Consider the following 24,937-nt stretch of genomic DNA (forward strand, 5'->3'; position numbering starts at 1 on the left):
CTTACTATCAGGAATGGGGCAGGGCTGGCATATCCCCGCTGCACAGGTTTTTCCAGCCGAAAGGAAACATGATGATTGACGATATCTCGCCCGCCGCCGCGTGGGCTGCGGTCAGTGGCCGCCCCAACGCCCATCTGGTGGATGTGCGTACCCCCATGGAATGGGAACATATTGGCGTGCCCGACCTTTCCGGCGCGGGGCGCGAACTGGTGCGCGACAGCTGGCAGCTGCCGCCTGCGGGCCAGGTCAACCCGGACTTCCTGACCACGCTGGAAAAGGCCGGGATTGGCAAGACCGACGAGATCTATTTCATCTGCCGCTCCGGCGCGCGCAGCATGGCTGCTGCCCATGCGGCGTATGACGCGGGCTATCACAATGTTTTTAACGTGGCCGACGGCTTCGAGGGGCCGGAAGATGCGACGGGCAGCCGAGGCCGCCTTGCGGGCTGGCAGGCATCCGAACTGCCATGGACGCGTGGCTGAGTGGCCTTGCGGAATTGAAGTAAAAGTTTCTGGGCGCCGCCTTTTTGCAAAAAGGCGGCGTTCTTTTTGACGCTTGCAGTTGAAAACCTGCCTTACTGATCGGCCTGCGGCTCGCGGTCCGCATCGTAGTGCACCTGCAGCACCACGCACCACGGATAGCGGGGATCGAGGCTTTTGCCATTCCTGTCGGTCAGGCGGCCATTGGGGCCTACGGGCACGTGGGTCAGGGCCACGGCATCGTCGATATTGCCGCCAATGATGCTGATCTCGTGGCCAAAGGGCGCATCATCATGCGGCCCGGCCACCACGATGCCGCAATGGGCGGGAAAGCCCTGCGGCGTGGGCAGGTCACGAAAGCGCACCGACTTGCTCGCCCCGCGCCCCACGCAGATCAGGTCGCCCGGCTTTGGCGCGTAACGGGCGGGGTTGCGGGCTTTTACGCCCTTTTCCTGCCCGGAGGCGGCGGCGTTGATATAGGTGGCGTGGTTGGGCGAATAGGCGAAGCGGTCATTCGCACCCGCCACCCGCATCACGTACGAGATGAACGCCGCCGACCAAGCATAATAGCCATCATGCACGAAATCGGTGATGTGGCCGTTTGCATCATGCTTGCCATCCCATGAGGATTCGGTCTCGGCGGGGTCCTGTCCAATCCACCAGTATTCGCCCACGCGCTGCCACAGCCCGGCCGTGCGCTCGGGCTTGACCACCGGCGTGGTGGGTTCGGGGCGCAGCAGCGGGTCGTCATCGCTGACCGGCTGGCCGAACAGCCGCCATTCGCGCAGCGCGATGGCTATCACGTCCTGCCGGTTGAAGGGCTCGTAGTTACGGGTGGCGAAATCGGGCACGTGGGTGTTGACCGCCAGCGGCCCGGCCCCGTTGGCATATTGCGCGACCGGTGTGGTGGCCCGGTGGGCCTGGTTGGCCGGAGTATGCGCGCACGCAGCCAGCACGAGCAGGGGGGCGAGCAGGACTGTCTTGCGCAAGGGGCACTCCGTAACAGGTAATGTGCCTCTACCCATACGGCGCGGACCGGCCTTGCGGAAGGGGTGCGCCCCCTCCCGGCCGCAAAAAGAACGCAACGCCGCCACGCGCTTCGTGTTGTGGGGGGCAGGAGCGGGTGAGGGGCGCGCATGCCTCCGCTCCATCGGGGTGGGTAACGCCGCGTACCGTGCCGTGGCACAGTATGGCGGGCGGTCGCCCCATCGCCACGACCGTTTTACCACAAGGGAGAGCATTTCATGACGCAGGCGCCTGTTACGGAAACCATCCAGATCCGGGGGCTCAAGAATCCCGTCTCGCGCATCGCGCTGGGCACGTGGGCCATTGGCGGGTGGATGTGGGGGGGCCCGGATGACCGCAATGCCATCGCCACCATCCATGAAGCCCTCGATGTAGGCATAACGCTGGTTGATACCGCGCCCGTGTATGGTTTTGGCCATTCGGAGGAAATCGTGGGCCAGGCCCTGGCCGGACGGCGCGACAAGGTGGCCATCGCCACCAAGGTGGGCCTGGACTGGAAGGATGACCACAAGCCCTTCCGCAATTCGTCACCCGCGCGCATCCGCAAGGAAATCGAGGATTCGCTGCGCCGCCTGCGCACCGATTACATCGATCTCTACCAGGTGCACTGGCCCGATTCCTCGGTGCCGATGGAAGAGACTGCCCGCACGCTCGAGGCCCTGGTGCGCGAAGGCAAGGTGCTGGCGCTGGGGGTGAGCAATTTCTCCATTGCCCAGATGGATGCCTTCCGGCAGTTCGCCCCGCTCTGTGCCGTGCAGCCGCCCTACAACCTGTTCGAGCGCGCGATGGAGCATGACATCCTGCCCTATGCCCGCCAGCATGACCTGGCCATTCTGGCCTATGGTCCGCTGTGCCGTGGCCTGCTGTCGGGCAAGATGACGGCGGAGACGAAATTCGGCGCCGATGACCTGCGCAGCGCCGACCCCAAATTCCAGCCGCCCCGCTTCGCGCATTACCTGCAGGCGGTGCGTGAGTTGCAGGACTTCGCCCGCGAAAGGCATGGCAAGTCGCTGCTCGCCCTGGCCATACGCTGGGTGCTCGACCAGGGGCCGACCATTGCGCTGTGGGGCGCGCGCCGCCCCGACCAGATCGCCGCCGTGGCCGATGCGATGGGCTGGCACCTGAGCGCTGATGACCGGCGCGAGATCGATGCGATCCTGGCGCGCTGCATCCCCGACCCGGTCGGCCCCGGCTTCATGGCCCCTCCGGGTAGCTGAGGCGTGCGGCCCCGTGCCCTGCGCCCTGCGCAGGGCTCAGGGGTCGACCGAGTCACCCACGCTGGTGTTGTAGCGGGGGGCCCATGCCCCGGTCTCGACCATGCATTCGGCGTAAAAGCTGGTGTGCCCGGACCCGACCCATGTCTGGGCGCTGCCGCTGTTTCCGCCCCCCATCGCACCAACGCCAGCCTTGCTCTGGCACCGCTGTGAGGCCGCGACGTAGCGGGGGTCCTTTTCGCTGATGGCGGGCACGAAGCCGCTGATGTCGCCATAGGGCGAGTTGCCGTGCGGGTGATGTTCACGCACGTTGAAGTGATGTGAGCGGGCCTGTGCCCCCGCGGCCCCGACGGTGCCAAGGCACAGGCAGGCCAGCAGGATACGGATGCGCGGCATGGGGTGGTTCCTCTTGCGGTTGCGGTCTGCCGGTGGCGCGGGGCGGTGCTCCTTGTATCAGTCTGTCAGGGCGGGTGCCATGCAGCCCGTTTCAGGCAGGGCTGCGCCATCATGGGTACTGGCATGCGGCAGGCCATCGGGCCGGGGCAGGGAGCGGGCCTCGATCTGGAGTTCCTGCTCGATGAAATCAAGCTCCTGGTTGATGGTCAGTTCCGTCTCGTCATTGATGAGTTTCTGCACCACCCGCATGTGCAGCCGCTCGCGCATGTGGCGGATGAGGCGGAAGCGCAGCGCGAGCTCGGTCCGCTTTTCACGGATGGCGGTGGCGCGGATGCTGGCTTCCGCCGCGCGGGAATTGTCCAGCCTGCGCAGCGTGTCCTGGTATTCGTGCAGCAGGCGGCCAATGGCTTCCTGCTTGAGGTCCACGCTTTCCGAGCCATCGGGCATGGTGTCGAGTTCCTGCTGTGCCAGCACCGCCTGCTCGGCATGCAGGGCCTCGATGGCGGTCTGCGCCAGTTCGATGCGCATCATGTCCAGCTCGTGCAGGCTGGGGTCGTCCTCATCGGTGCTCATGCCGTGCAGCAGTGGCGGAATGGCCACGCTCGCCAGCACCAGCGAGCAGATGATCACGCCCGCCGCAAGGGTTACCAGCAGGTCGCGACCAGGAAAGCCGGGGCCTGCCAGCGTTGCCACCGGCAGCGACAGCACGGCCGCCAGCGTAATGGCCCCGCGCGTGCCCGCCACGGTCATGAGCAGCACGTTGCGCGCGGACGGGATGACCGCGTTGCGGTGGCGCAGATGGGCGAACAGCCGCCGGGCGGAAATGGAGATCCAGATCCACGCGAAGCGGATCAGGCTCATCATGAGCTGGATGCCCACGATGGCCAGGATCAGGAACCACGGCGAAATGCCGCCCGCGCGCGCGATCGCGGCCCCCCCGGTCACCAGATCGGGCAGCTGCAGCCCCAGCAGCAGGAAGATCACGGCATTGAACGTGAAGTTCACCATGTCCCACACCGTGGTGGCCTTGAGGCGGGTTTCGGTGCGGGCCTCGTTCATCACGCCGGTGAACTTGACCGTCATGCCGCCCGCCACGGCGGCGAGGATGCCCGAGCACTGCACCGCATCGGCCAGCAGGTAGATGCCAAAGGGCAGCATCATGGCCAGCGTGATGTGGGTGGGCGGGTCGTCATAGCCGCGTACCAGCAGCATGTGCTCCGCCCGGCACGCCGCCCACGCCACGACAATGCCGATCACGATGCCGCCCGCCGCCATGAAGATGAAGCTGCCCAGCGCCTGCTGGAACGAGAACAGCCCCGTCATGGCCGCCGCCACCGCAAACTTGAAGCACACCAGCCCCGAGGCATCGTTGAGCAGCGCCTCGCCATGCAGGATGTGCACCACGCGCGCGGGTGCCCGCCCGCCCTCGATCATGCTGCCCACCGAGACCGCATCGGTGGGCGACATGACGGCGGCAAGCGCGAAGGCTGCGGGCAGCATGATGGGGGGGATGAGCCAGTGGATGAAGTAGCCGCAGGCCAGCGTGGTGAACACCACCAGCCCCAGCGCCATCATGATGATGATGTTGCGCAGTTCGCCAAACTCGCGCATCGGCATGCGGTAGGCATCGGCATAGAGCAGCGGCGGAATGAACAGCAGCAGGAACATGTCGGGGTCGAAGCCGATATTCAGCCCTGCAAGGGCCGCGATGGCCCCAACCGCGATCTGGATCAGTGGCAGGGGCACGGGAATGCGCCCCACGCGCGAAATCAGGCTGCTGATCCCGGTAACGGTCAGTAATGCAAGGGTGATGAAAACGGCATGCATCTGGCGTGGTCTTTTTTATAGTTCTATTGCACTGCGGAAATACTTCATTTTTGCATGAATTAAAAATACAAAAGATGTTATTTTGAAGTTCCTGTCGTGTTATTTTCTTCTGCCAGCCATGCGCGGATCGAAGATTTCCCCACCCTTCATTGACCCTGCTCTTCTCACTTCCCATTATCAAAGCATGAAAGGCCGCAAGGCTGTATTGATGGTGTTCAGGGGGCACGGGCGTGGCGCATGGCCGGGCCGGCCCATTCCTGATGGAGGGATGATTTTTAAGTGAGCAAGGATCCATACGAAGTACTCGGCCTGACGCGCTCGGCCAGCCAGGATGATATCCGCAAGGCCTACCGCAAGCTGGCCAAGAAGTACCACCCCGATCTCAACCCCGGCGACAAGGCGGCCGAGGAGCGCTTCAAGGCCATAGGTGCCGCCAACGCCCTGCTGTCCGATGAGGCGAAGCGCGCGCGCTACGACCGGGGCGAGATTGATGAGGCCGGGCAGGAAAAAGGTTTTGGTGGCGGTGGCGGCTACCGCGACTATGCCGAAGGAGCGCAGGGCTTCCATTACGGTGGCGGCCAGTTCTCGGAAGATGATCTGGGCGACATCTTCGGCATGTTCGGCGGTGGCGGCGGCGGGTTCCGCCGCAGGCCTCAGGGGCCGATGAAGGGGGCGGACCGGCAGTATGCCCTGACCGTGAGCTTCCTTGTTTCCGTCAATGGCGGCACGGAACGCATCACGCTGCCCGGCGGCACGCAGCTTGACGTGAAGATCCCCCCCGGCATTGCCGATGGCCAGGTCATGCGCCTGCGCGGCAAGGGTGATCCGGGGCAGCAGGGTGGCCCCGCGGGCGATGCGCTGATCACCATCACCGTGGCGCCTGACAGCACCTACACGCGCGATGGCAACGACATCCGCATGTCGCTGCCGGTGGACCTGAAAACGGCGGTGCTTGGCGGCAGCATCACCATCCCCACGCCTGCGGGGTCGGTGAAGATGAACGTGCCCGCCCATTCCGACAGTGGCAGCGTGCTGCGCCTGCGCGGGCGCGGGGTCAAGGCGCATGGCAAGACCGAGGCGGGCAACCTGTATGTCAAGCTGGTCGTGACGCTGGGCAAGGTTGACCCGGCGCTGGAGGAATTCCTGCGCAATGGTGCGACAGGCGAGAAGCCGGAGCCTGCGGAGGGTCAGGCATGATTACGATCGAGACCCTGTGCCTGCGCATCGGCAACGTGCCCGAGCGGGACGTGCAGGCATGGATTGATAGCGACTGGCTGCGGCCCGAGGGCGCGCGCGGGCACTACCTGTTTCGCGATATAGACGAGGCGCGGGCCCGGCTGATCGTCGAGCTGCGCGATGACATGGGCATCAATGACGAGGGCATGCCGGTGGTGCTGTCGCTGCTCGACCAGCTTTATGCCGCCCGCCGCCAGATGCTGCGCCTGCGCGAGGTGATCAGCACCCCGCGCGAGAGCGACCTGCGCGCCCGCCTGCGCGCCCTGCTCACCAGCGCGCAGGACTGAAAACAGCCTGACCCCCGTGCCCGCATCCGGCCACGGGGGTTTTTCATGGCTCAGTCCGCGCGGCTGAGCGGCAGGTCCAGCTTCTGGCCCGGCTTGGCGCCCTGCATCTGCAGGTCGGCGGCATTGGGCGAGGTCAGGCGGAAGACGGTGCGCGGGTCGTCATTGACCGAGCGCAGCGAGGTCTCATCCTGCACCTTCAGTTCGATGGTGCGGCCTGTCAGCCCCGTGATCTTGCCCAGCGAATCCGGCAGCTTCAGGTAAAGCCGTGCTGCCGGGCCAACGGCCTTGTTGGCGGTGATGGTAACGGGCTGGAGGCCAAGCGCCGTCCAGTCACCGGTATAGGCGCCGGGGCCGTAGGGGGGCTTGGGGTCGGGCTGGTCGGCATGGGCCACGCTGGCGCCCGCGATCACGCCGGTCAGGCCGAGGGCTGCGATCGCCATGTGGAGGGGTTTCATCATCGGGTCATCCTGCCTGTTCATTGACCGTTCACAATGCAGGCGGCGCGCGGACAGGGCAAGCGGCAAGCCCCGTGTGGCCGCCCTGCGGCCCGCGCCAGTCCATATATTTTATATATGGAAATAGCCTTGAATATATATTGGACGTACTGAACAACCTGCCTCACCATCATCGTGCCATCTACACATGATCGGGAAGCAGGCCGTGCCACGCTGCGCCGCCGCCCCGTTGCAGGAGACCCAGGTCTTGAAGCTGAAATGCTACTCGGTAGGCGATATCGATACCCGCTCCAGCGCTGCTGACGCGACGGGTGTGCGTCCACGCATGAACCGCCTGTACCAGACCTCCACCATGGCCGCACTGCTCGATGCCGTCTATGATGGGGAAACCACGCTGGACGAACTGCTGCTGCACGGCAATTTCGGCCTGGGCACGTTCAATGCGCTCGATGGCGAGATGATCGTCAATGACAGCGTCATCCACCAGTTCCGTGCCGACGGGCAGGCCGGCCGCGTGCCGGGTGACCTCAAGACCCCGTTCGCCTGCGTGACCTTCTTCAACCCGGAGAAGGAGTACATGATCGACACCGCCCAGGACAAGGAAGGCTTCGAGGCGATTGTCGACCGCCTGGTCAACAACCCCAACCTGTTCGCCGCCGTGCGCTTTACCGGCCTGTTCGAGCGGGTCGAGACCCGCACCGTGTTCTGCCAGTGCCAGCCCTACCCGCCCATGCTCGAGGTCGTGGCGCGCCAGCCCACCATGCAGCTCGGTGCCTCCACCGGCACCATGCTCGGCTTCCGCACGCCGGGCTACATGCAGGGCGTGAACGTGGCGGGCTACCACCTGCACTTCCTGACCGAAGACAGCCGCCGTGGCGGTCACCTGACCGATTACGCCGTGCTCAAGGGCAAGCTCGAGGTGGGCATCATCTCCGATGTCGAGATCCAGCTGCCCCGCACCGAGCAGTTCGCGAAGGCCAATCTTTCACCCGAGAACATTCACGAGGCCATTCGCGTGGCCGAGGGCGGTTGAGGGGGCGACCCCTCCCGCCACTTCCCTGCCCGGCAGCCAAGGCTGCGGCGCATAATCTTTCAGGATAGCTGGAACAATGACTGACAAGACCCAATCGGCCGCGCCTGAGTGCGGGGCGGACATGATCGTGCGCAACCTCGTGGCGCACGGCACGACCCATGTATTCGGCATTCCGGGTGCGAAGGTGGACCGCCTGTTCGACGCGCTGGTCGACAGCCCGATCGAGACGGTGGTGACCCGCCATGAGCAGAATGCCGCCTTCATCGCCGGTGGCATTGGCCGCCTGACCGGCAAGGCGGGCGTTGCCATTGCAACATCCGGCCCCGGTGCCTCGAACTTCGTGACCGGCCTTGCCACCGCCAACTCCGAAGGCGACCCGGTGCTGGCCATTGGTGGCGCGGTGAAGCTGGCCGACCGCCTGAAGCTGACCCACCAGAGCATGGACACGGTGGCCCTGTTCCAGCCCATTACCAAATACAGCGCGGAAATCACGTCGCCTGCCGCCGTGTCCGAATCCATCGCCAACGCGCTGCGCTTTGCCGAGAGCGGTCGCCCCGGTGCCGCCTTCGTCAGCACGCCGATGGACATCCTGTCCATGCCGGCGGAAGGCAAGGTGCTGGCCGGGCGCGAGCTGCCCAAAAATGGCGCGGCCCCGGTCGAGGCCATCAACGAGGCGCTGGGCCTGATCCGCAAGGCGCAGCGCCCGGTCATCCTGCTGGGCCTGCTGGCCAGCCGCCCCGACGTGTCCGATGCGGTGCGTGCGCTGGTGGCGACCACGGGCGTGCCGGTCATCGGCACCTACCAGGCCGCGGGTGCGGTGTCGCAGGAACTGTCCGACCGCTTTGGCGGCCGCGTGGGCCTGTTCCGCAACCAGCCGGGCGACCAGCTGCTGCATGAGGCCGACCTCGTGATCTCGATCGGCTACAACCCGATCGAATATGATCCGTGGCTGTGGAATGTCGATAACGGCCGCAAGATCGTGCATGTCGATGTGGTTCCCGCCGAGCTCGACACGCATTATGACCCGGCGGTGGAGCTGGTGGGTGATATCGCGGCTTCGGTCAAGGCGCTGGCGGCGCAGGCAGGCAAGCTTGCGCGTGCCCCGCAGCTTGAAGAGATCCTGAGCCAGTATCACGCCACCCGCCTTGCCGCCCTGTCGGGCGCGCGCAGCACGTCGAACACGGCAGTCCACCCGCTGCAGATCGTGCGCGAGCTCGAGCAGTTCGTGACCCCTGACGTGACGATGTGCCTCGACATGGGCACCTTCCATATCTGGCTGGCGCGTTACCTCCTCTCCTTCCGCGCGCGCCAGATGCTGATCAGCAATGGCCAGCAGACCATGGGCGTGGGCCTGCCGTGGGGCATTGCCGCAAGCCTGGTCAACCCGGGGCAGAAGGTCATCTCGATCTCGGGCGATGGCGGGTTCATGATGTCGTGCATGGAGCTGGAAACGGCGGTGCGGCTGAAGTGCAACCTCATCCACATGGTCTGGGTCGATCAGGCCTACAACATGGTTGAGATGCAGGAGAAGAAGAAGTATGGCCGTGGCTCGGGCGTGGATTTCGGGCCGATCGACTTCGCCATGTTCGCCCGCTCGTGCGGTGCGCACGGCATTGCCGTCCATTCCGCTGATGGCGTGGCGGGTGCGCTGCGCGAGGCCATGGACATTGAAGGCCCGGTGGTGATCTCGGTGCCGGTGGATTATTCGCAGAACCACCTGCTCATGAAGCCGCTGGCAACCCTGGGCGAGACCTCGGCCGCGGCGTAAAACCCCGCCCGGCGCACTTCAAACCGGCCCGCCACGCCCTTACAGGCGGGCGGGCCGTTCTGTTTGGGCATGCGACCTCAGCATTTTATGCGCACGTCGCCCGATGCGGAACATGCCAGACTACAAAACATCATTTCATGAATGCCCCAGGCCGTGACAGGCATGCGGGCGTGAGGAAATGGCATCGAGGGAAAGTAAAAATGCTGCAAACAGCACAGGACACGGCATCCACCACGGGCGCGCAACTGGTTACGGAACTCCAGCAGATCGTGGGCAACCACCATGTGCTGACCGAGGATGGCGCGACCCTTCCTTACCGGCGGGGGTTCCGTTTTGGTGAGGGGCGTGCCCTTGCGGTCGTCATGCCCGGCTCGCTGGTGGAGCAGTGGCGCGTGCTGCAGGTCTGCGTCAAGGCGGGGGTGATCGTGATCATGCAGGCGGCCAATACCGGGCTGACCGGCGGCTCCACGCCCGATGGCAATACCTATGACCGTGATATCGTGATCGTGCACAGCATGCGCATGCGCACGATCCACCTCATTGGCGGCGGCAAGCAGGTGGTGTGCCTGCCGGGTGCCACGCTCGACCAGCTCGAGACCATGCTCAAGCCCATCGGGCGCGAGCCGCATTCGGTCATTGGCTCATCGTGCATCGGGGCTTCGGTGTTCGGCGGGGTCAGCAACAATTCGGGTGGCGCGCTGGTGCGCCGTGGCCCGGCCTATACCGACATGGCGCTGTTCGCCCAGGTCTCGCCGCAGGGTGAGCTGCAGCTCGTCAACCACCTTGGCATCGAGCTCGGCGCCGACCCCGAGGAGATCCTCAGGCGCGCGGAGGAAGGCAACTTCCCCGATGCCAGCATCAACTGGCAGGCTGGTCGCGGGCATGATGATGGCTACGCCACCCATGTGCGCGACGTGAACGCCGATACTCCCGCGCGCTACAATGCCGACCTGCAGCGCCTGCACGAAGGGTCGGGCTGCGCGGGCAAGCTCGGCCTGTTTGCCGTGCGCCTTGATACGTTCGAGGCGGAAAAGGACCCGGTCGTCTTCTACATGGGCACCAACCAGACCGATGTGCTTGAAGATGTGCGCCGCCATATCCTGTCGGAATTCAAGGAACTGCCGATAGCAGGCGAATACCTGCACCGCGATGCGTTCAACATTGCCGAGAAATACGGCAAGGACACCTTCGTCATCATCCGCATGATCGGCACCAGCCGCCTGCCTGCCATGTTCGCCATGAAAAATGCGTTTGACCGCATTGCGGACAGGATCGGCTTCCTGCCCAAGCATTTCAGCGACCGGTTCATGCAGTTCATGAGCCATTTCTTTCCGCAGCACCTGCCCGCGCGCATGCGCGATTACCGTGACCGCTTCGAGCATCACCTCATGCTCAAGGTCAGCGCCTCGGGCGCGCAGGAGGCGCGTGACTTCCTCAAAAGCCATTTCGCCACGCATGAGGGCGAATTCTTCGAATGCACGCCCGATGAAGGGGCCAAGGCCTTCCTGCACCGTTTTGCCGCTGCCGGTGCGGCCGTGCGGTACCGCAATGTCCATACCGACACCACCGAGAACATCGTGGCGCTTGACGTGGCGCTGCGCCGCAATGACCGCGAGTGGTTCGAGGTGCTGCCCAAGGACATTGATGACGAGATCATCGTCAAGCTGTACTATGGCCATTTCCTGTGCCACGTGATGCATCAGGATTACGTGGTGCGTAAGGGTTATGACTGTATCGCGCTCGAGCACCGCATGCTGCCTGGCCTGGACAGGCGCGGCGCGCGCTACCCGGCGGAGCATAATTTCGGTCATCTCTATCAGGCACCCGAGGACGTGCTGGCCCATTACCGCCAGCTTGACCCGTGCAACTGCTTCAATCCCGGCATTGGTCAGGCGACCAAGCGCCGGAACTGGGTTGCCGAAAGCGTAGGGTAAGGCGCGAACGGCCTTACTGTGCTTTTGGCATGATGGTCCGGCCACGGGCCAGTCATGTGGATCTTCCCCCCGTTGGGGGAGGGGCGCGGCCTGCCGCGCCCGCCACGCAAGGGAAGGAAAGTCGTCATAATGACATATACAGTTGGCCATTACCTTGGTGAGCGCCTGGCGCAGATCGGGCTCAAGGATCATTTCGCGGTGGCGGGTGACTACAACCTCGTCCTGCTCGACCAGCTTCTCGAAATCGAGGGCCTGCGCCAGGTCTATTGCTGCAATGAACTGAACTGCGGCTTCAGCGCCGAGGGCTACGCCCGCGCCAACGGGGCGGGCGCTGCGGTTGTCACCTTCAGCGTGGGTGCGCTGTCAGCACTCAACGCCATTGGCGGTGCCTATGCCGAGAACCTGCCGGTCATCCTGATTTCAGGCGCGCCCAATTCCAACGACCACGGCAGCGGGCACATCCTGCACCATACCACCGGCACGCCGGATTATGGCTATCAGCTTGAAATTGCCAAACGCCTGACCTGTGCGGCGGTGTCCATCACCGCGGCCGAGCATGCGCCGGTGCAGATCGACCATGCCATCCGCACGGCGCTGCGCGAGAAGAAGCCCGCCTATATCGAGATTGCGTGCAATGTTGCCTCCCAGCCCTGTTCGCGCCCCGGCCCGGTCAGCGCCATCCTGGCCGATGTACCGTCCGACCCCGCCACGCTGAAAGTGGCAGTTGACGCGCTGGCCCGTTTCCTTGATGCCCGCAAGAAGCCCATCATTCTGGTTGGCAGCCGCCTGCGGGCCGCGGGCTGCGAGGAAGCGGCCATTCGCCTGGCCGATGCGCTGGGCTGCGCCGTGGTGAGCATGGCGGCGGCCAAGAGCTTCTTCCCCGAGGACCATCCGGCCTATGTCGGCACCTATTGGGGTGATGTGAGCAGCCCCGGCGCGCAGCAGATCTTTGACTGGGCGGATGGCGTGCTGTGCCTGACCCCGGTGTTCAATGATTACTCCACCGTTGGCTGGACCGCGTGGCCCAGGGGCGACAACGTGGCGCTGCTCGAGGCGCGGCATATCGAGGCGGCTGGCACCACCTATGATGGCGTGCACCTGCGCGATGTGATCGAGGCGCTGATTGCCCGCATCAAGGGCCAGCCCAAAAAGGATGCGACGCTGGTTGAATACAACCGCATCAAGGCGCCCGTAGCCCCGGTCGCCCCTGCCGCCCCCGATGCCCCGCTGGTGCGCGCCGAGATGGCGCGCCAGATCCAGGCGCTGCTGACATCAAACACCTCGGTCATCGCCGAGACGGGCGATTCCTGGTTCAACGCCATGCAGATGAAGCTGCCGCGTGGCGCGCGCGTGGAACTGGAAATGCAGTGGGGCCATATCGGCTGGTCCGTGCCCGCCACCTTCGGTTACGCCGTGGCCGAGCCGGAGCGGCGCATCATTGCCATGATCGGCGACGGCTCCTTCCAGCTGACCGCGCAGGAAGTGGCCCAGATGGTGCGGCTCAGGCTGCCGGTCATCATCTTCCTGGTCAATAACCGGGGCTACACCATCGAAGTCCAGATTCATGATGGCCCGTACAACAACGTCAAGAACTGGGATTATGCCGGGCTGATGAAGGTGTTCAACGCCGAGGACGGCCATGGCCTGGGCTTCCGTGCCACCACGGGTGCGGAGATGGAAAAGGCCATTGCAGCCGCCCTTGCCAACAAGGAAGGTCCGACCCTGATCGAATGCCAGATCGACCGTGATGACTGCACGAGCGACCTGATCTCGTGGGGGCGGCGGGTTGCTTCCGCCAACGCCCGGCCGCCTGCCGCGCGCTGAACCATTTACGCCTTTACGGCAGTAAAACGGGGGTGCCTGCGGGTGCCCCTTGCTGTATGGGCCACGCATCAACCGCAAGAGGATGGCTGACATGACCGGACAGACCGGCCCGCGCGTGGGCTGTGGCGCTGCCATTATTGATGGGGAAGGGCGAATTCTGCTGCTCAAACGCCTGCGCCAGCCACAGGCGGGGTGCTGGGGCCTGCCCGGTGGCAAGGTGGATGCAAACGAGACGACCTGCCAGGCAATGGCGCGGGAAATTGCGGAAGAAGTGGGGCTGATTGTACAGGCCCCTGAATTCCTGTGCCTGGTGGAGGAACGCGACACCACGGCGGGGCATTTCTGGGTTTCCCCGGTTTATCTGGTCACGTCATGGCAGGGCGAGCCGCGGCTGATGGAGCCGGACAAGCATGAGGGGCCGCGCTGGTTCGCGTGCGATGCCCTGCCGGAAAACCTGACAACCCCCACCCGTTACGCGGTGGAAGAACTGGCGCTTCGGGCAACCCTGAATTGTAAAAAATGACAAAGTTTGATTTTTGTCGTGGTTGCCGGGCGCGGTTCGGGCTCAGATAGGCGAAGGGTCAGGACGGATCGGTTGCCGTGTCGAGCGTGCGGGCATAATCGAGCAGGGCACGGCGGTGACGGGCATGGATCATCCGCGTGGTCAGGGACCGGGTCGGGATTTCATCCGTAACTAACGGAAGGGCACCGGCTGCGATGGGCGAAGCTGCGGCAGACGGGGCGATCGTATCAACTGCAGGGGTCATTGCTGTTTTTCCGTTATGTGCCAAGGACAGGACAAGCTCCGGTGAGTCGGAATTATTAACCGAACGACACATTACCTAATGTTCATACATGTCAGAATTGAGGCATAAAAGACATACTGATCCGAAAAGCTCGTTTTTTCGTTCACATTTAATTTATCATATGAAACTCAGGAATAGGACCACGTTCCTCCCTGAACCTTTCCGAAAAGTAATCTGGGCGCTTTATCGACCCACAGGAATTAAAAAATTATCTAAATTGTGTCCGCTGGCTAAAAAAACGGGCGGCGCGCATTCGCCCTCAGCCGACATGGCGCAGGAACTGCCCGTCCTTCCATGCTTGGCACAGGGCGAATGTGCGCGCGGTCCAGTCCTGGCCCAGGCTGCGTACCTGCTGGGTCTGGGCGTGGGTACCTGTCCACGCCAGAAGCTGGATACGGCGCTGGATGATGAGGGCGGGCAGGATATCAAGGTCAGCCTGCGTCAGGTCGCCCGTGGCGCCGTAGCCGCTCAGCCAGTGCTCAACCCAGCGCGGGGCCTGCGGATGGTCTTCATAAAAACTCAGCGCGGCCGCCAGGTCGTGCATGAACCAGCTGATGCCGCAGTCATCAAAATCGATCAGGCGCGTATGCGTGCCGCTGACCAGCAGGTTGGCCAGCCGCAGGTCGGCATGGATCAGCCCGAATCGTGCAGGGCTGGTGCCGTAATCGGCCAGTTGCGCCGCAACCGTGCGCAGGCAGCCTGCAGTCAGGTCGCGGCCGGCAGCGGTCATGCCCGGCGCATCGGGCCACCGGCCCCACAGGGCATCGGGGCCGGTCATGGTGGCGGGGGTCCAGACCTTGCGGGTAAAGCCGGGCGGGCGCTGCCAGTGGCGGCTCTGGGCATGCAGGCGGGCCGTCACGCGGCCCAGCCGGGCGAAGGCGGCAGGGTCGATATCGGTGGTGGGCTCGGTGCCCTCCATCCAGTCAAACAGCACGGCATGGCGGGGCACGCCATCGGCGCCCGAAAGGGTGCGGATACGCCCGCCATCAAGGCCGGGCCGGGGCCGGGGCACGTCCAGCCCTGTTGCGTGCAGGGCATCGAGCCAGGCCAGTTCGCTGCCAATCTCGGCGGCGGTATGATAGCCGGGCCGGTGCAGGCGCAGCACATGGCGCGGGCCGGATGGCGTATCGATGCGAAAGACGACGTTTTCTGAAATGGAAAGCAGGCTGGGCTGCGCGTCACGCAGCGGGTACTGGGCCAGCGCTGCGTGGGCCAGCCGGTAAAGGGAGGCGGGATCGGTCATGATCCCTCTTCCATACCGCCTGGACGCGTATCGATGAAGGGTGGGCTAGAGGATGCAGTTGAACTGCAGGCCCATCACCGCCGCATCATGATAGGTGGTGGTGCCGCCGGGGCGGTTGATATACTGGAAATCCGGCTGGAAGCTCATGCCGCGCGCGGTATGGATGTTGTAGAAGACTTCGTACACATCCTCATGCGTCTGGATGCCCCAGACCTTGCCCCACTGGTTGTTCAGGAAGGGCGTGCCCGCCAGCACCGAGGATTCCTGCTGCAGCACCGAGGCGCGGCTCATCTCGAAATAATGGAACATGGCGCCCACCGTATCAAGCGGGCGGCCCCATGCGGCGCCCGTTTCCACCATGCCGGCCCAGGCGTGGTATTTCATCGCCGAGACCTTGCCCGATGTATACATGAAGCCTGAAAGCGCGATCAGGCCGTTGGTCGGGCCCTTGCCGTTGCGGATGAACATCTGGTCGGCCTGGAACCACGCGGTGCTGACACCGGACTGCTTGCGGAAGGGCTGGCCCGTCAGCACGGCGGAGTTGCCGTTGATGTCGGAATACAGGTCGCTGTACTGCGAGTTGTCATAGCCATAACCCGCCTTGTAGTGACCGGCGAGGTGGTTTTTGCCGAATTCCGGCAGCCAGCCGAATTCCACCGGGGTGGAGAACTTGCCCAGTCCGCTCTGCGCCCAGGCCCAGCCAGAGATGCCACCGTTATAGGAATGCGGGGATACGGCAAACATCGAGGCCATGATGTAGGTATCGACCGTGGGCATGACGCGCATCACCACGCCAAGGTTGCCCGAGGGCCAGTCACGCCCGCCCGGCACGTATTTGCCCGGCGCGGGATTGCCGCAGATCGACACGTTCATGAAGTCACAGAACAGGGGGGAGGCGGCAAAGAAGCTGCCCACCGGAATCCAGCCCGCGCTGATGTCGAGCCGGTTATGGAACAGCGACTGCTCGGCATACATGTACACAAGGTGGGCGACCACGTTGCCACGCGCACCGTAGATCTGCTGCACGCCGCCAAGCGAATCGTGGATGTTGTCCGTGCTTTCATTCCGGCCATGACCGTTCACGATCATGGTATGGGTCCAGAAATTCTTGGGCGCGCCAGCCAGCTTGTGCCAGTCGATATCGATTTCCACACCGACCTGGCCTGCATCGGTCACGCCTTTCTGCGCGCCACCGTGGAAGTTGCCTGCCAATTCCTCATGCACGTCGGCCTCGATATGCACGCCGTGCTTCTGCAGATAGGGCTGGATACCCGCCCAGTCGCCAAAAAAGTGCTGGTTGCCGTAGGGTGCGCTGTAAAACAGCCCGGGATCCTGCACCGTAACATTACGGCGCGAGTTGATGTTGAGGCTGGGCTGCGCGCCGACAACGCCCTGGCCTTCCCCCGGGATGGCCTGTGCCCGTGCGCCTTCGCCACAGGTGAAAAAGGCAAGAAGAAACAGGGGGAACAGCGCAAAAGAGCGGATAAATCTTCGGGTCATTCGCATATCGGTAGCATATTTCATGCCGAATATAAACCTTGGCAGGGGAATTGTGTAAAAACTAATATTTTGCAAAATATTGGTAAAGATGTTTTTTTTGTTATATCAATAGATTGATGTAAAATGTCACTATTCCTCGGGGCATTTTTTTGTGCAATGCACAAATACATCAGAAGTTCGTGTTTGTTCTCACATATTACTCATTTGCGCTGTCCGGCCCCATGATGGCGTACCCCGCCCAGCCTCTTGTTGACGCAACCCCGCGGGAATGCTGAACATGGCCCCCATGTCACGCCTTGATATGAAAAAACCCTTCCTGCCCGTCCGCATCGCCGTGCTCACGGTATCCGATACCCGCACGCCGGAAACCGACAGGTCGGGCGATATACTGGCCGCGCGCATCACCACGGCGGGCCATGAAGTGGCCGCACGCGCCATCGTGCCTGATGATGCGGCGCAGCTCGCGGCCACGCTGTCGGGCTGGATTGCCGACCCGCAGGTCGATGTGGTCATTTCCACCGGGGGCACGGGTGTGACCGGCCGTGATGTCACACCGGAAGCCTTCGACCGGGTGATCGAGAAGCGCATCGAAGGGTTTGGCGAGCTGTTCCGCATGCTGTCGTACCAGAAGATCGGCACCTCCACCATCCAGTCCCGCGCACTCGCAGGCGTTGCGGGCGGCACCTACCTGTTCGCCCTGCCCGGATCGACCGGCGCGGTGAAGGACGGGTGGGATGACATTCTGGTCTGGCAACTCGATAGCCGTCATGTGCCCTGCAATTTTGTTGAGCTCATGCCCCGCCTGCGTGAGCATCTGCCTCCCGGCCAGCATGACTGATGCGGAAGGCGCAGGGAAAAGGATAACGGTTTGTGGGTGCCGCTTTTGTTCAAAAAGGCGGCATCGGGGTGAAACGGGCTGAGGAGAACCGGTATGACGGGCACGAAAAAACTGCTGTTGCTGGCGGGTGACTATGTCGAGGATTACGAGATCATGGTGCCCTACCAGGCCCTGACCATGCTCGGTTACGCGGTTGAGACGGTCTGCCCCGGCAAGAAAAAGGGCGACTACGTGCTGACCGCCATCCATGATTTCGAGGGTGCGCAGACCTATAGCGAGAAGCCGGGCCACCGCTTCGTGCTCAATGCCGATTTTGATGCGGTCAACCACGCGGATTACGCCGGCCTGATCCTGCCCGGCGGGCGCGCGCCGGAATATCTGCGACTCGATGCGCGGGTGATCGAACTCGTCCGCGCCTTTGCCGATCGTCCGCTGGCCGCGATCTGCCATGCCGCCCAGTTGCTGGCTGCGGCCCGCATCATTTCAGGCAGGCGGGTTTCCGCCTATCCCGCCTGCCGCCCGGATGTAGAACTGGCGGGCGGCGTCTATGCCGATATTGCCATAGAGGCTGCCGTGACCGATGGCATGCTGGTTACGGCACCCGCCTGGCCCGCGCACCCGGCATGGCTTGCGCAGTTCATTGCCGTGCTGGGGGCGAAGGTTACGCTTGGCTAAAAACGGATAAAAGTTTCTGGGTGCCGCCTTTTTTTTAAAAGGCGGCGTTATTTTCAAAGCTTTTTGAAAAAAGCTTCACCAAAAAACTTCTGATTGTGTTCAGATTCCCGCGCTGCTCATGGCCGGGCGGTTGAGAATGGACAGGAATTCCCGCCGCGTGTCGGAGTTGGTGCGGAACGTGCCAAGCATGCGGCTGGTCACCATCGACACGCCGGGCCGGTGCACGCCGCGCGTGGTCATGCACTGGTGCGCCGCCTCGATCACCACGCCCACGCCATAGGGCTGCAGTTCCTCGTTTATCGTGTTGGCGATCTGCGCCGTCAGCCGTTCCTGGATCTGGAAGCGGCGGGCATAGGCATCGACCACGCGGGCCAGCTTGGAAATGCCCACCACCCGCTTGCGCGGCAGGTAGGCCACGTGTGCCACGCCAATGATGGGTACCATGTGGTGCTCGCAATGGCTCTCCACGCGGATATCGCGCAGCAGCACCATCTCGTCATAATCATCCACCTCGGAGAAGGTGCGGCGCAGCATGTCCACCGGGTCTTCGGCATAGCCTGCGAAGAATTCACCATAGGATTTGATTACGCGGGTTGGCGTGTCGCGCAGGCCTTCGCGGTCGGGGTCTTCGCCCGCCCAGCGCAGCAGGGTGCGTACGGCTTCTTCTGCTTCCGTGCGGGTGGGGCGGGAATCGATGGGGGTCATGCTGTGGGTTCTTGTTGCAGGGGCCCGCCCGGCAGGGACAGGCCACGGAAGGAAAACTTAATGCAGGATGGTCGGGTGGTGCGGGCTGTCGAGGCTGAAGACCGGGATGCTGATATCGAAATGCTCCCGACTGGCCGGGCGGACCATGTGGTACTGCCCGCCCATGAAGCCGGTTGGCGTTTCAAGGGCCGCGCCTGACATGTATTCAAAACTGGCGGCGGCATCGATCAGGGGCTGCTCGCCCACAACACCTTCGCCTTCCACGCGCTCGATCCGGCCCTGCCCGTCCACGATGCGCCAGCTACGGCGCAGGAGCTGCACCGCCGTATCGCCGTGGTTCTCGATGCGCACCCGGTAAGCCCACACATAGCGGTGCTCATCGGGTTCGGACTGGTCATCGAGCCAGAAGGTCTGGACCACCACGCGCACCCTGTCGGTCGTCGCCTCGAAACACGGCGTGTTATCCAGTGTCTCGCCCAGTGCGGCGTCAGCACCTTCCCCGCCGGGGGGAAGGAAAGGCCGGTTCTTGCTCATGGTGGCGACGCTCCTGCGTTTAGCGGTTGGCCAGCGCCGCGAGGCCGCGCTTGAGGTCATCGATCAGGTCATCGGCATCTTCCAGCCCGACCGAGAAGCGGATCGCGCCATCGGTAATGCCAAGGCGGGCGCGTTCTTCAGGCGCCAGCTTCATGTGGGTGGTCGTGGCCGGATGCGTGACCAGCGAGCGCGCATCGCCAAGGTTGTTCGAGATCGAGATCAGCCGCAGCGCGTTCATGAAGGCAAACGCCCCCGCCTTGCCGCCCTCGACCTCGAAGGCCACCAGCGTGGAGCCCGCCGCCATCTGCTTTTTGGCCAGTTCGTATTGCGGATGGTCCTTGCGGCCGGGGTAGAACACGCGGGCAATGCCGGGGGCCTCGGCCAGGAAGTCGGCCACTCTGGCGGCGTTCTGCGTCATGGCGTTCACGCGCAGGGCCAGGGTCTCGATGCTCTTGAGCATGACCCACGCATTGAACGGCGAGAGGCTGTTGCCGGTATTGCGCTGGAAGGGGCGCAGCACCTCGTTGATCCATTTTTCCGTGCCCAGCACGGCGCCGCCCAGCACGCGGCCCTGGCCATCGATGTGCTTGGTGCATGAATACACCACCACGTCGGCCCCGAGTTCGAGCGGCTTCTGGTACAGTGGGGTGGCGAACACGTTATCGACCACCACGGTCGCCCCCGCCTTGTGCGCAAGGTCGCAGATCATGCGGATGTCGAGCACGTCGAGCATGGGGTTCGACGGGCTTTCGAGCAGCACGGCGCGGGTGGGCTTGCCGAGTGCTTCCTTCCATGCCGCCATGTCACCGCCATCGACAAACACCGTCTCCACGCCGTAGCGCGGCAGCAGTTCGGAGACGATCCAGTGGCACGAGCCGAACAGCGCGCGCGAGGCCACCACGCGGTCGCCCGCGCGCACCTGGGCCAGTAGCGCGGAGGAGACGGCCCCCATGCCGGTGGAGGTCAGGGCGCAGGCTTCCGCGCCCTCAAGGTCGCACAGGCGGCGCTCGAGATTGGCCACGGTGGGGTTGCCGAAGCGGGTGTACTGGTAGTGCGAGACATCGCCGGTAAAGGTACCTTCGGCCTGCTCGGCGCTGTCATAGACAAAGCCGGAGGTCAGGAACATCGCCTCGCTGGTCTCGCCATAGGGGGTGCGCTCGAGGCCCGCGTTGATCAGGCGCGTTGCGGGGCGGAAGGATTTGGGGTCGGGCTGGTCAGTCATGGTGGGTGGCAGTTCCTGCAAACAGGGTGGTGTGAAGGCAGGCCAGTTGCCGGTTGATGCCCGGCAGCCTGGCCCGAAACGCGGTGCGCGACCGTGGAAACCATGATGCCCGCGCCCTGTCACCGGCGGGATCAGGCCTCTTTAGCGCGTATGTTTTACCTCGCCGCAAGCCGGCCGTATCAAATCACGAGGGTCCGGGCGCAACATTGCCCGGGCATGCATGCTTATTGCGGATCAGGACCGGGTGCGTCAACTGCTGGCCTGACCCTTAAAGGGGTGATTGCATCTGCCATGCTTGTGCAGTATAGAGGGCGGGCCTGCGGGTGTAGTTCAATGGTAGAACGGCAGCTTCCCAAGCTGCATACGAGGGTTCGATTCCCTTCACCCGCTCCAGCTTCCCTTGCAAATCGTTATTTTGATTGCGGCCATAACGCTCCGGCTGTGCCTGTGCTGCGGGCATGGCGGCCCGGGTGCGGGCCAGTGTGATCGGGGTTAAGGGTTTCCTTTGTAATTTCACCGGCTTTGCGACTTCAGAAGCATAGTCTGGCCTGAGTTTTTCAATGCCGCAGTGGAACAGGGCGCATTCACTCGAAGCTCCCTTCGCACATATCCCAGCATGTCAGGGTCGCCCTGGTCGTTTTCAAGAATGATGGCTGGCCGGTAACGGCAGTCTTCAATAATGGTGCCGGGCAGGAAGCGTTTTATGGCGTGAAGTTGCACGTAATGGCGTCTCGGGTCGCGTATCCGCAGGGGAATGTTCCAGGCGATGTGCTGATAAGACCAGTTTGCCACCCGTTCACGAAAACTGCCGTTGCGCGCTGACATTGTCTGTAGCCTTACTTATTAATATCGTGCTCATATTTGATACGATAGCAGGTATTTGGGTAGGTATTGATAAATGGTAAAAATAGGGGATGTATTTTACATCAAGACAAAGAAGGGCAGGTCTTACCTTCAATATATTAGGAAAATACCGAAATTTTCATACATGATCAGGGTGTTTTCCGGCTTTTACCCTGATGAAGGCGAGCAGGATGTGACGGAAATCGTGAAATCGCCTGTCTCCTTCATCATATTTTTTCCAGTGGGTGCGGCGGACCGGCGCAGGGTCGTTCATAAATGTGGCTATGTGCCACTTGATGAAAAAGCCAGGGAAATGCCGGTGTTTCGTTATGGAATACCGGACTTCAGCACCAGAAAAGTACCGGTATGGTGTTTCTGGGATGGAGAAAAAGAGTGGCCTGTTGAAAATATTACTGATGAGCAGAGAAAATTGCCGATGAAAATAATCGTTAATGGTATAGCGCTGATCGACAAAATAGAAAATGGATGGACCCCTGAAAACGATCCATGGTGAAATCGACTATAATTTAAAATAACAAAAGTTTTGGGTGCTGCCTTTTTTTAAAAGGCGGCGTCTTTCAAAGCTTTTTGAAAAAATCTTTACCAAGAACTTTGGTCTTTATTATTGGGTCGGGGCCGGTTCGGTCGTGGCCTGCGTGTCGGTATAGGTCGTGCCGTTCCAGATCCATCGATCCGTGCCATCGACCAGCAGGTCGTGCATGCCCTCATGCATCTCGGGTATGATGGTGATCGGGCCGCTGACGGAATCCAGAACCTGTATCCATTTACGCCCGTCCGGCAGGTAAACGGAGGTGGAACACCCCGCCGAGCCGCACAGGCTGGCCGATTGCAACTGCACGAACAGCGCCGTGCGCGGCGGATCATCCGACAGGCGGCCCGAGCCGGTCAGCAGCACCGGGCGTTCATTCTGCATGGCGGCATCATGCAGGTCGGGCGAGACCAGCAGCCGGGCCTGCCGGTCGAGCTCGGTGCCGGGATGCTGCGCCAGAATCACCGGCCCGCCTTCCGCCCACGCCACATTCACGCCCGTCACCCCCATGATCGCGACAGGGAGCACGAGGGCGCGCAGCAGGTAACGGATACACGGCATGAAGGGCATACTCCCGCAAGGACAGAACCATTGCGAACCTAATGCGTGGCATCCTTCAAGGTTCCGTGCCGTCTTCCTGCCCGTGGCAAAAGCCGCGTTTTCAAACGGTCAGCGTTTCCTGAAGTGTTTTGAAAAAAGCTTCACCAAAAACGTTTTGATATTACTGATGAGCTGAGAAAGTTACCGCTAACGGCCATCGTCAATACTACGGCTCTGAGCACCAGAATGGACGCCCGGAAACGATTCACGGTGAACTGAATTAAAACAGGTAAAAGTTTTTGGGTGCCGCCTTTTTTCAAAAAGGCGGCGTTTCTTAAAGCCTGCTGAAAACAGGCTTTACCCAAAACAGGCCTCAGTTCCGTCCATGATGGCCAGTGCCGGCAGCAGGTTGCGCTGCCGTCGTGGGCCAGCTTGCCTCGATGCGGTCGCTGAGCTGGTTCAGCAGGCCCTCGGTCACCTTGGCAATGTTGTCATTGCTGCCAGTGGCCCCGCTGCCCAGGATGATGGTGCGGTTGCGCTGGATGGGCTGGCGTGAATCCTGCGGAATGATGGCCCAGTCGGCATTCAGCGCGGAGGAGCCATCGCGGCTCACATCAAGGCGGCTGATATTGAGCTGCAGCCGCCAGGTGGGGCGGTCGGGCTGGGGCTGGTCGGTTACGAACAGGTTCGGCCACTTCTGCGCCAGTCGCGCGGTGATGAGGTCGGTCGCGCCTACGGAAAGGCGGCTGGCCCAGCGGCCCAGCCCGCTGCGCTCGATCTCGTGGCCGTTGCGCACCATGATGTCCTGGCTGTCCAGGTAATCAGGCAGGCGGGTCCGCTCGACCTCGATGACCGGCGTGCTGTCGGTAATCGGGGTGGTCGAGGTGGTTTCCGCACCCGTGGCGATGGCAGGCGCGCCCAGCGTGTAAAAGCGCACGGGGGCCGAGGAACAGGCCGACAGCACCATGGCTGACAGCAGCAGGCCACCACCCGCCCGCAGGGCCGGATACAGGCGCGAAAGGGAGAGAGCGGGCTGGCGCGTTTTCATTGATTGCGTCCCATCAGCAGAAGTTGCGGATTACTTTCGACTTCATTGGCGAATCCGCGCAGCCCGTAGCCGGCTTCCATTACGTCACGCATCGTATCATTCAGGTTGAGCATGTCACGGGACTGCGGGTTGAGCAGTGCGCGCAGCCCTGCAAGGGTTTCACGCGATTGCACCATGGTTTGCCTCGTGTTGGCGATGAGCGCCAGCAGTTCGGCCCGGCGGCCCTCGAACTGGTGGGTGTTGGTGGCAATCAGCTGGTCCAGCTTGTTTATGGTCACGCTGGCCCGGTTTTCCGCATCGATCACGGTGGCGCGGATCTGGCGCACCGCCATCTCGCTGCGTGCCGAGGTGTCATGAATGCTGGTCATCATGCCCGGCATGGTGGCGTTCACGTCGGCCACGAGTTTATGCACGCTGGTCAGGGCGGTGGCCAGGTCATGGCGTAGCCCCTCCATGGAGGTGGAAACCATCATCGCTTCAAGCTGCTGCAGCGCCGTCTGGCCCATCGGTATTTCCGGCAGGTCGGTCAGGTTCGGGTGCAGGCGCACGGGTGTTTCGGGGTCGAGGTCAAGGTCAAGTTCGGTCTGGCCCGTGACCAGGCTGTGCAGCGTCATGTCGGCGCGCAGCCCGTTGGCCACGAGTTGCGGCAGCGGCGGCAGGTCGCCCCGGCCCGGCGCATGGGCCGGGTCGAACAGGATGTAGACCGGCATGTAGGTATGGTGATCGACCGGGTCCACCTTGACCGTGATCCGCTCGACCGCACCCACCGGCACCCCGCGGAAATTGACCGGCGAGCCGATATCCAGCCCGTTCGTGGGGCTTTCAAACACCACTACCGCCTCGCTGCTGCGGCCGGGCAGGGGCAGGTCGCCCTTGAACCCCAGCACGCCAAGCCCCACGGCCGCCACCCCGAGCACGACCGCGCCGATCAGTGTCTGCCTGCCGGGCATCCGC

Annotated in this window: 27 protein-coding genes, 1 tRNA gene and 1 riboswitch; of the genes, 14 read left to right on the forward strand and 14 right to left on the reverse strand. The window is 63.0% G+C overall.

Features of this window, described 5'->3' with window-relative positions:
- The first annotated feature begins 71 nt into the window (after window positions 1-71).
- Complete coding sequence (locus tag OQZ28_RS09855) at window positions 72-482, forward strand: rhodanese-like domain-containing protein (RefSeq protein WP_130730762.1); 411 nt, start codon at window positions 72-74, stop codon at window positions 480-482.
- A 92-nt stretch (window positions 483-574) separates the two neighbouring features.
- Here OQZ28_RS09855 and OQZ28_RS09860 read toward each other — a convergent pair whose 3' ends face one another.
- Window positions 575-1,504: a DUF2272 domain-containing protein gene (locus OQZ28_RS09860; RefSeq protein ID WP_130730738.1), complete on the reverse strand. Its 930-nt coding sequence runs from the start codon at window positions 1,502-1,504 to the stop codon at window positions 575-577.
- 219 nt (window positions 1,505-1,723) lie between these two features.
- On the opposite strand from OQZ28_RS09860, the gene OQZ28_RS09865 reads away from it, so the two are divergent.
- Window positions 1,724-2,722: an aldo/keto reductase gene (locus OQZ28_RS09865; protein ID WP_458135994.1), complete on the forward strand. Its 999-nt coding sequence runs from the start codon at window positions 1,724-1,726 to the stop codon at window positions 2,720-2,722.
- 36 nt (window positions 2,723-2,758) lie between these two features.
- Here the strand turns inward: OQZ28_RS09865 and OQZ28_RS09870 are convergent, their stop codons facing one another.
- Window positions 2,759-3,115 (reverse strand): hypothetical protein, encoded by a 357-nt coding sequence (locus OQZ28_RS09870; RefSeq protein ID WP_458135995.1) that lies wholly within the window; start codon window positions 3,113-3,115, stop codon window positions 2,759-2,761.
- A gap of 57 nt (window positions 3,116-3,172) precedes the next feature.
- Complete coding sequence (locus OQZ28_RS09875; RefSeq protein WP_458135996.1) at window positions 3,173-4,942, reverse strand: Na+/H+ antiporter; 1,770 nt, start codon at window positions 4,940-4,942, stop codon at window positions 3,173-3,175.
- Between the two features lie 279 nt (window positions 4,943-5,221).
- On the opposite strand from OQZ28_RS09875, the gene OQZ28_RS09880 reads away from it, so the two are divergent.
- Complete coding sequence (locus OQZ28_RS09880; RefSeq protein ID WP_458135997.1) at window positions 5,222-6,139, forward strand: DnaJ C-terminal domain-containing protein; 918 nt, start codon at window positions 5,222-5,224, stop codon at window positions 6,137-6,139.
- Window positions 6,136-6,465: a chaperone modulator CbpM gene (locus tag OQZ28_RS09885; RefSeq protein ID WP_130730734.1), complete on the forward strand. Its 330-nt coding sequence runs from the start codon at window positions 6,136-6,138 to the stop codon at window positions 6,463-6,465. The genes OQZ28_RS09880 and OQZ28_RS09885 overlap by 4 nt, the downstream gene beginning before the upstream one ends.
- 50 nt (window positions 6,466-6,515) lie before the next feature.
- Here OQZ28_RS09885 and OQZ28_RS09890 read toward each other — a convergent pair whose 3' ends face one another.
- Window positions 6,516-6,923 (reverse strand): hypothetical protein, encoded by a 408-nt coding sequence (locus tag OQZ28_RS09890; protein ID WP_242621724.1) that lies wholly within the window; start codon window positions 6,921-6,923, stop codon window positions 6,516-6,518.
- Window positions 6,924-7,149: 226 nt separating this feature from the next.
- On the opposite strand from OQZ28_RS09890, the gene budA reads away from it, so the two are divergent.
- The 5 genes from budA (at window position 7,150) to OQZ28_RS09915 (ending at window position 14,002) form a co-directional block, all read left to right on the forward strand.
- A complete protein-coding gene (gene budA, locus OQZ28_RS09895) occupies window positions 7,150-7,953 on the forward strand; it encodes an acetolactate decarboxylase (RefSeq protein WP_408884450.1) in 804 nt (267 codons plus the stop codon).
- A gap of 76 nt (window positions 7,954-8,029) precedes the next feature.
- Entirely contained in the window at window positions 8,030-9,721 is a 1,692-nt protein-coding gene (gene alsS, locus OQZ28_RS09900; RefSeq protein ID WP_130730733.1) for an acetolactate synthase AlsS, read from the forward strand.
- A gap of 200 nt (window positions 9,722-9,921) precedes the next feature.
- On the forward strand, window positions 9,922-11,655 hold the full coding sequence (gene dld / locus OQZ28_RS09905) for a D-lactate dehydrogenase (protein ID WP_458135998.1): 1,734 nt from the start codon (window positions 9,922-9,924) through the stop codon (window positions 11,653-11,655).
- A gap of 129 nt (window positions 11,656-11,784) precedes the next feature.
- Window positions 11,785-13,479: an alpha-keto acid decarboxylase family protein gene (locus OQZ28_RS09910; protein WP_458135999.1), complete on the forward strand. Its 1,695-nt coding sequence runs from the start codon at window positions 11,785-11,787 to the stop codon at window positions 13,477-13,479.
- Between the two features lie 91 nt (window positions 13,480-13,570).
- On the forward strand, window positions 13,571-14,002 hold the full coding sequence (locus OQZ28_RS09915) for an NUDIX domain-containing protein (protein WP_130730730.1): 432 nt from the start codon (window positions 13,571-13,573) through the stop codon (window positions 14,000-14,002).
- Window positions 14,003-14,060: 58 nt separating this feature from the next.
- Here OQZ28_RS09915 and OQZ28_RS09920 read toward each other — a convergent pair whose 3' ends face one another.
- The 3 genes from OQZ28_RS09920 to OQZ28_RS09930 form a co-directional block, all read right to left on the reverse strand.
- Entirely contained in the window at window positions 14,061-14,246 is a 186-nt protein-coding gene (locus OQZ28_RS09920; RefSeq protein ID WP_130730729.1) for a hypothetical protein, read from the reverse strand.
- Between the two features lie 298 nt (window positions 14,247-14,544).
- Entirely contained in the window at window positions 14,545-15,528 is a 984-nt protein-coding gene (locus OQZ28_RS09925) for a phosphotransferase enzyme family protein (RefSeq protein WP_458136000.1), read from the reverse strand.
- A gap of 45 nt (window positions 15,529-15,573) precedes the next feature.
- Window positions 15,574-17,052, reverse strand: coding sequence for a carbohydrate porin (locus tag OQZ28_RS09930; protein ID WP_130730727.1), 1,479 nt, complete (start codon window positions 17,050-17,052; stop codon window positions 15,574-15,576).
- Between the two features lie 262 nt (window positions 17,053-17,314).
- On the opposite strand from OQZ28_RS09930, the gene moaB reads away from it, so the two are divergent.
- Window positions 17,315-17,866: a molybdenum cofactor biosynthesis protein B gene (gene moaB, locus OQZ28_RS09935; RefSeq protein WP_130730759.1), complete on the forward strand. Its 552-nt coding sequence runs from the start codon at window positions 17,315-17,317 to the stop codon at window positions 17,864-17,866.
- 93 nt (window positions 17,867-17,959) lie between these two features.
- On the forward strand, window positions 17,960-18,541 hold the full coding sequence (locus OQZ28_RS09940) for a DJ-1/PfpI family protein (protein WP_458136001.1): 582 nt from the start codon (window positions 17,960-17,962) through the stop codon (window positions 18,539-18,541).
- Between the two features lie 99 nt (window positions 18,542-18,640).
- Here OQZ28_RS09940 and folE read toward each other — a convergent pair whose 3' ends face one another.
- The 3 genes from folE to metZ all read right to left on the reverse strand — a co-directional run bounded on the left by folE (window position 18,641) and on the right by metZ (window position 21,002).
- Window positions 18,641-19,246 carry a GTP cyclohydrolase I FolE gene (gene folE / locus OQZ28_RS09945; protein ID WP_130730725.1) on the reverse strand — a complete coding sequence of 202 codons (606 nt, stop codon included), beginning with the start codon at window positions 19,244-19,246 and terminating at the stop codon, window positions 18,641-18,643.
- Between the two features lie 57 nt (window positions 19,247-19,303).
- On the reverse strand, window positions 19,304-19,714 hold the full coding sequence (apaG, locus tag OQZ28_RS09950) for a Co2+/Mg2+ efflux protein ApaG (protein WP_110569993.1): 411 nt from the start codon (window positions 19,712-19,714) through the stop codon (window positions 19,304-19,306).
- An 85-nt stretch (window positions 19,715-19,799) separates the two neighbouring features.
- Window positions 19,800-21,002 carry an O-succinylhomoserine sulfhydrylase gene (gene metZ / locus OQZ28_RS09955; protein WP_458136002.1) on the reverse strand — a complete coding sequence of 401 codons (1,203 nt, stop codon included), beginning with the start codon at window positions 21,000-21,002 and terminating at the stop codon, window positions 19,800-19,802.
- Window positions 21,003-21,122: 120 nt separating this feature from the next.
- Window positions 21,123-21,203, reverse strand: a riboswitch (SAM riboswitch).
- Between the two features lie 118 nt (window positions 21,204-21,321).
- Between metZ and OQZ28_RS09960 the strand changes: the two genes are divergently transcribed.
- Window positions 21,322-21,395 (forward strand) — tRNA-Gly (locus OQZ28_RS09960).
- Between the two features lie 120 nt (window positions 21,396-21,515).
- Here the strand turns inward: OQZ28_RS09960 and OQZ28_RS09965 are convergent.
- Entirely contained in the window at window positions 21,516-21,827 is a 312-nt protein-coding gene (locus OQZ28_RS09965; RefSeq protein WP_458136003.1) for a hypothetical protein, read from the reverse strand.
- Window positions 21,828-21,900: 73 nt separating this feature from the next.
- On the opposite strand from OQZ28_RS09965, the gene OQZ28_RS09970 reads away from it, so the two are divergent.
- A complete protein-coding gene (locus tag OQZ28_RS09970; RefSeq protein WP_458136004.1) occupies window positions 21,901-22,359 on the forward strand; it encodes a hypothetical protein in 459 nt (152 codons plus the stop codon).
- Between the two features lie 108 nt (window positions 22,360-22,467).
- Here the strand turns inward: OQZ28_RS09970 and OQZ28_RS09975 are convergent, their stop codons facing one another.
- Complete coding sequence (locus tag OQZ28_RS09975; RefSeq protein ID WP_458136077.1) at window positions 22,468-22,905, reverse strand: hypothetical protein; 438 nt, start codon at window positions 22,903-22,905, stop codon at window positions 22,468-22,470.
- Window positions 22,906-22,954: 49 nt separating this feature from the next.
- On the opposite strand from OQZ28_RS09975, the gene OQZ28_RS09980 reads away from it, so the two are divergent.
- Entirely contained in the window at window positions 22,955-23,131 is a 177-nt protein-coding gene (locus OQZ28_RS09980) for a hypothetical protein (RefSeq protein ID WP_458136005.1), read from the forward strand.
- Between the two features lie 177 nt (window positions 23,132-23,308).
- On the opposite strand, the gene OQZ28_RS09985 is transcribed toward OQZ28_RS09980, so the two are convergent.
- Both OQZ28_RS09985 and OQZ28_RS09990 read right to left on the reverse strand, forming a co-directional pair.
- Window positions 23,309-23,983: a PqiC family protein gene (locus OQZ28_RS09985; RefSeq protein WP_458136006.1), complete on the reverse strand. Its 675-nt coding sequence runs from the start codon at window positions 23,981-23,983 to the stop codon at window positions 23,309-23,311.
- A complete protein-coding gene (locus OQZ28_RS09990) occupies window positions 23,980-24,933 on the reverse strand; it encodes an MlaD family protein (RefSeq protein ID WP_458136007.1) in 954 nt (317 codons plus the stop codon). The genes OQZ28_RS09985 and OQZ28_RS09990 overlap by 4 nt, the downstream gene beginning before the upstream one ends.
- Window positions 24,934-24,937 lie beyond the last annotated feature (4 nt).

The sequence above is a fragment of the Komagataeibacter sp. NFXK3 genome, assembly GCF_054182245.1.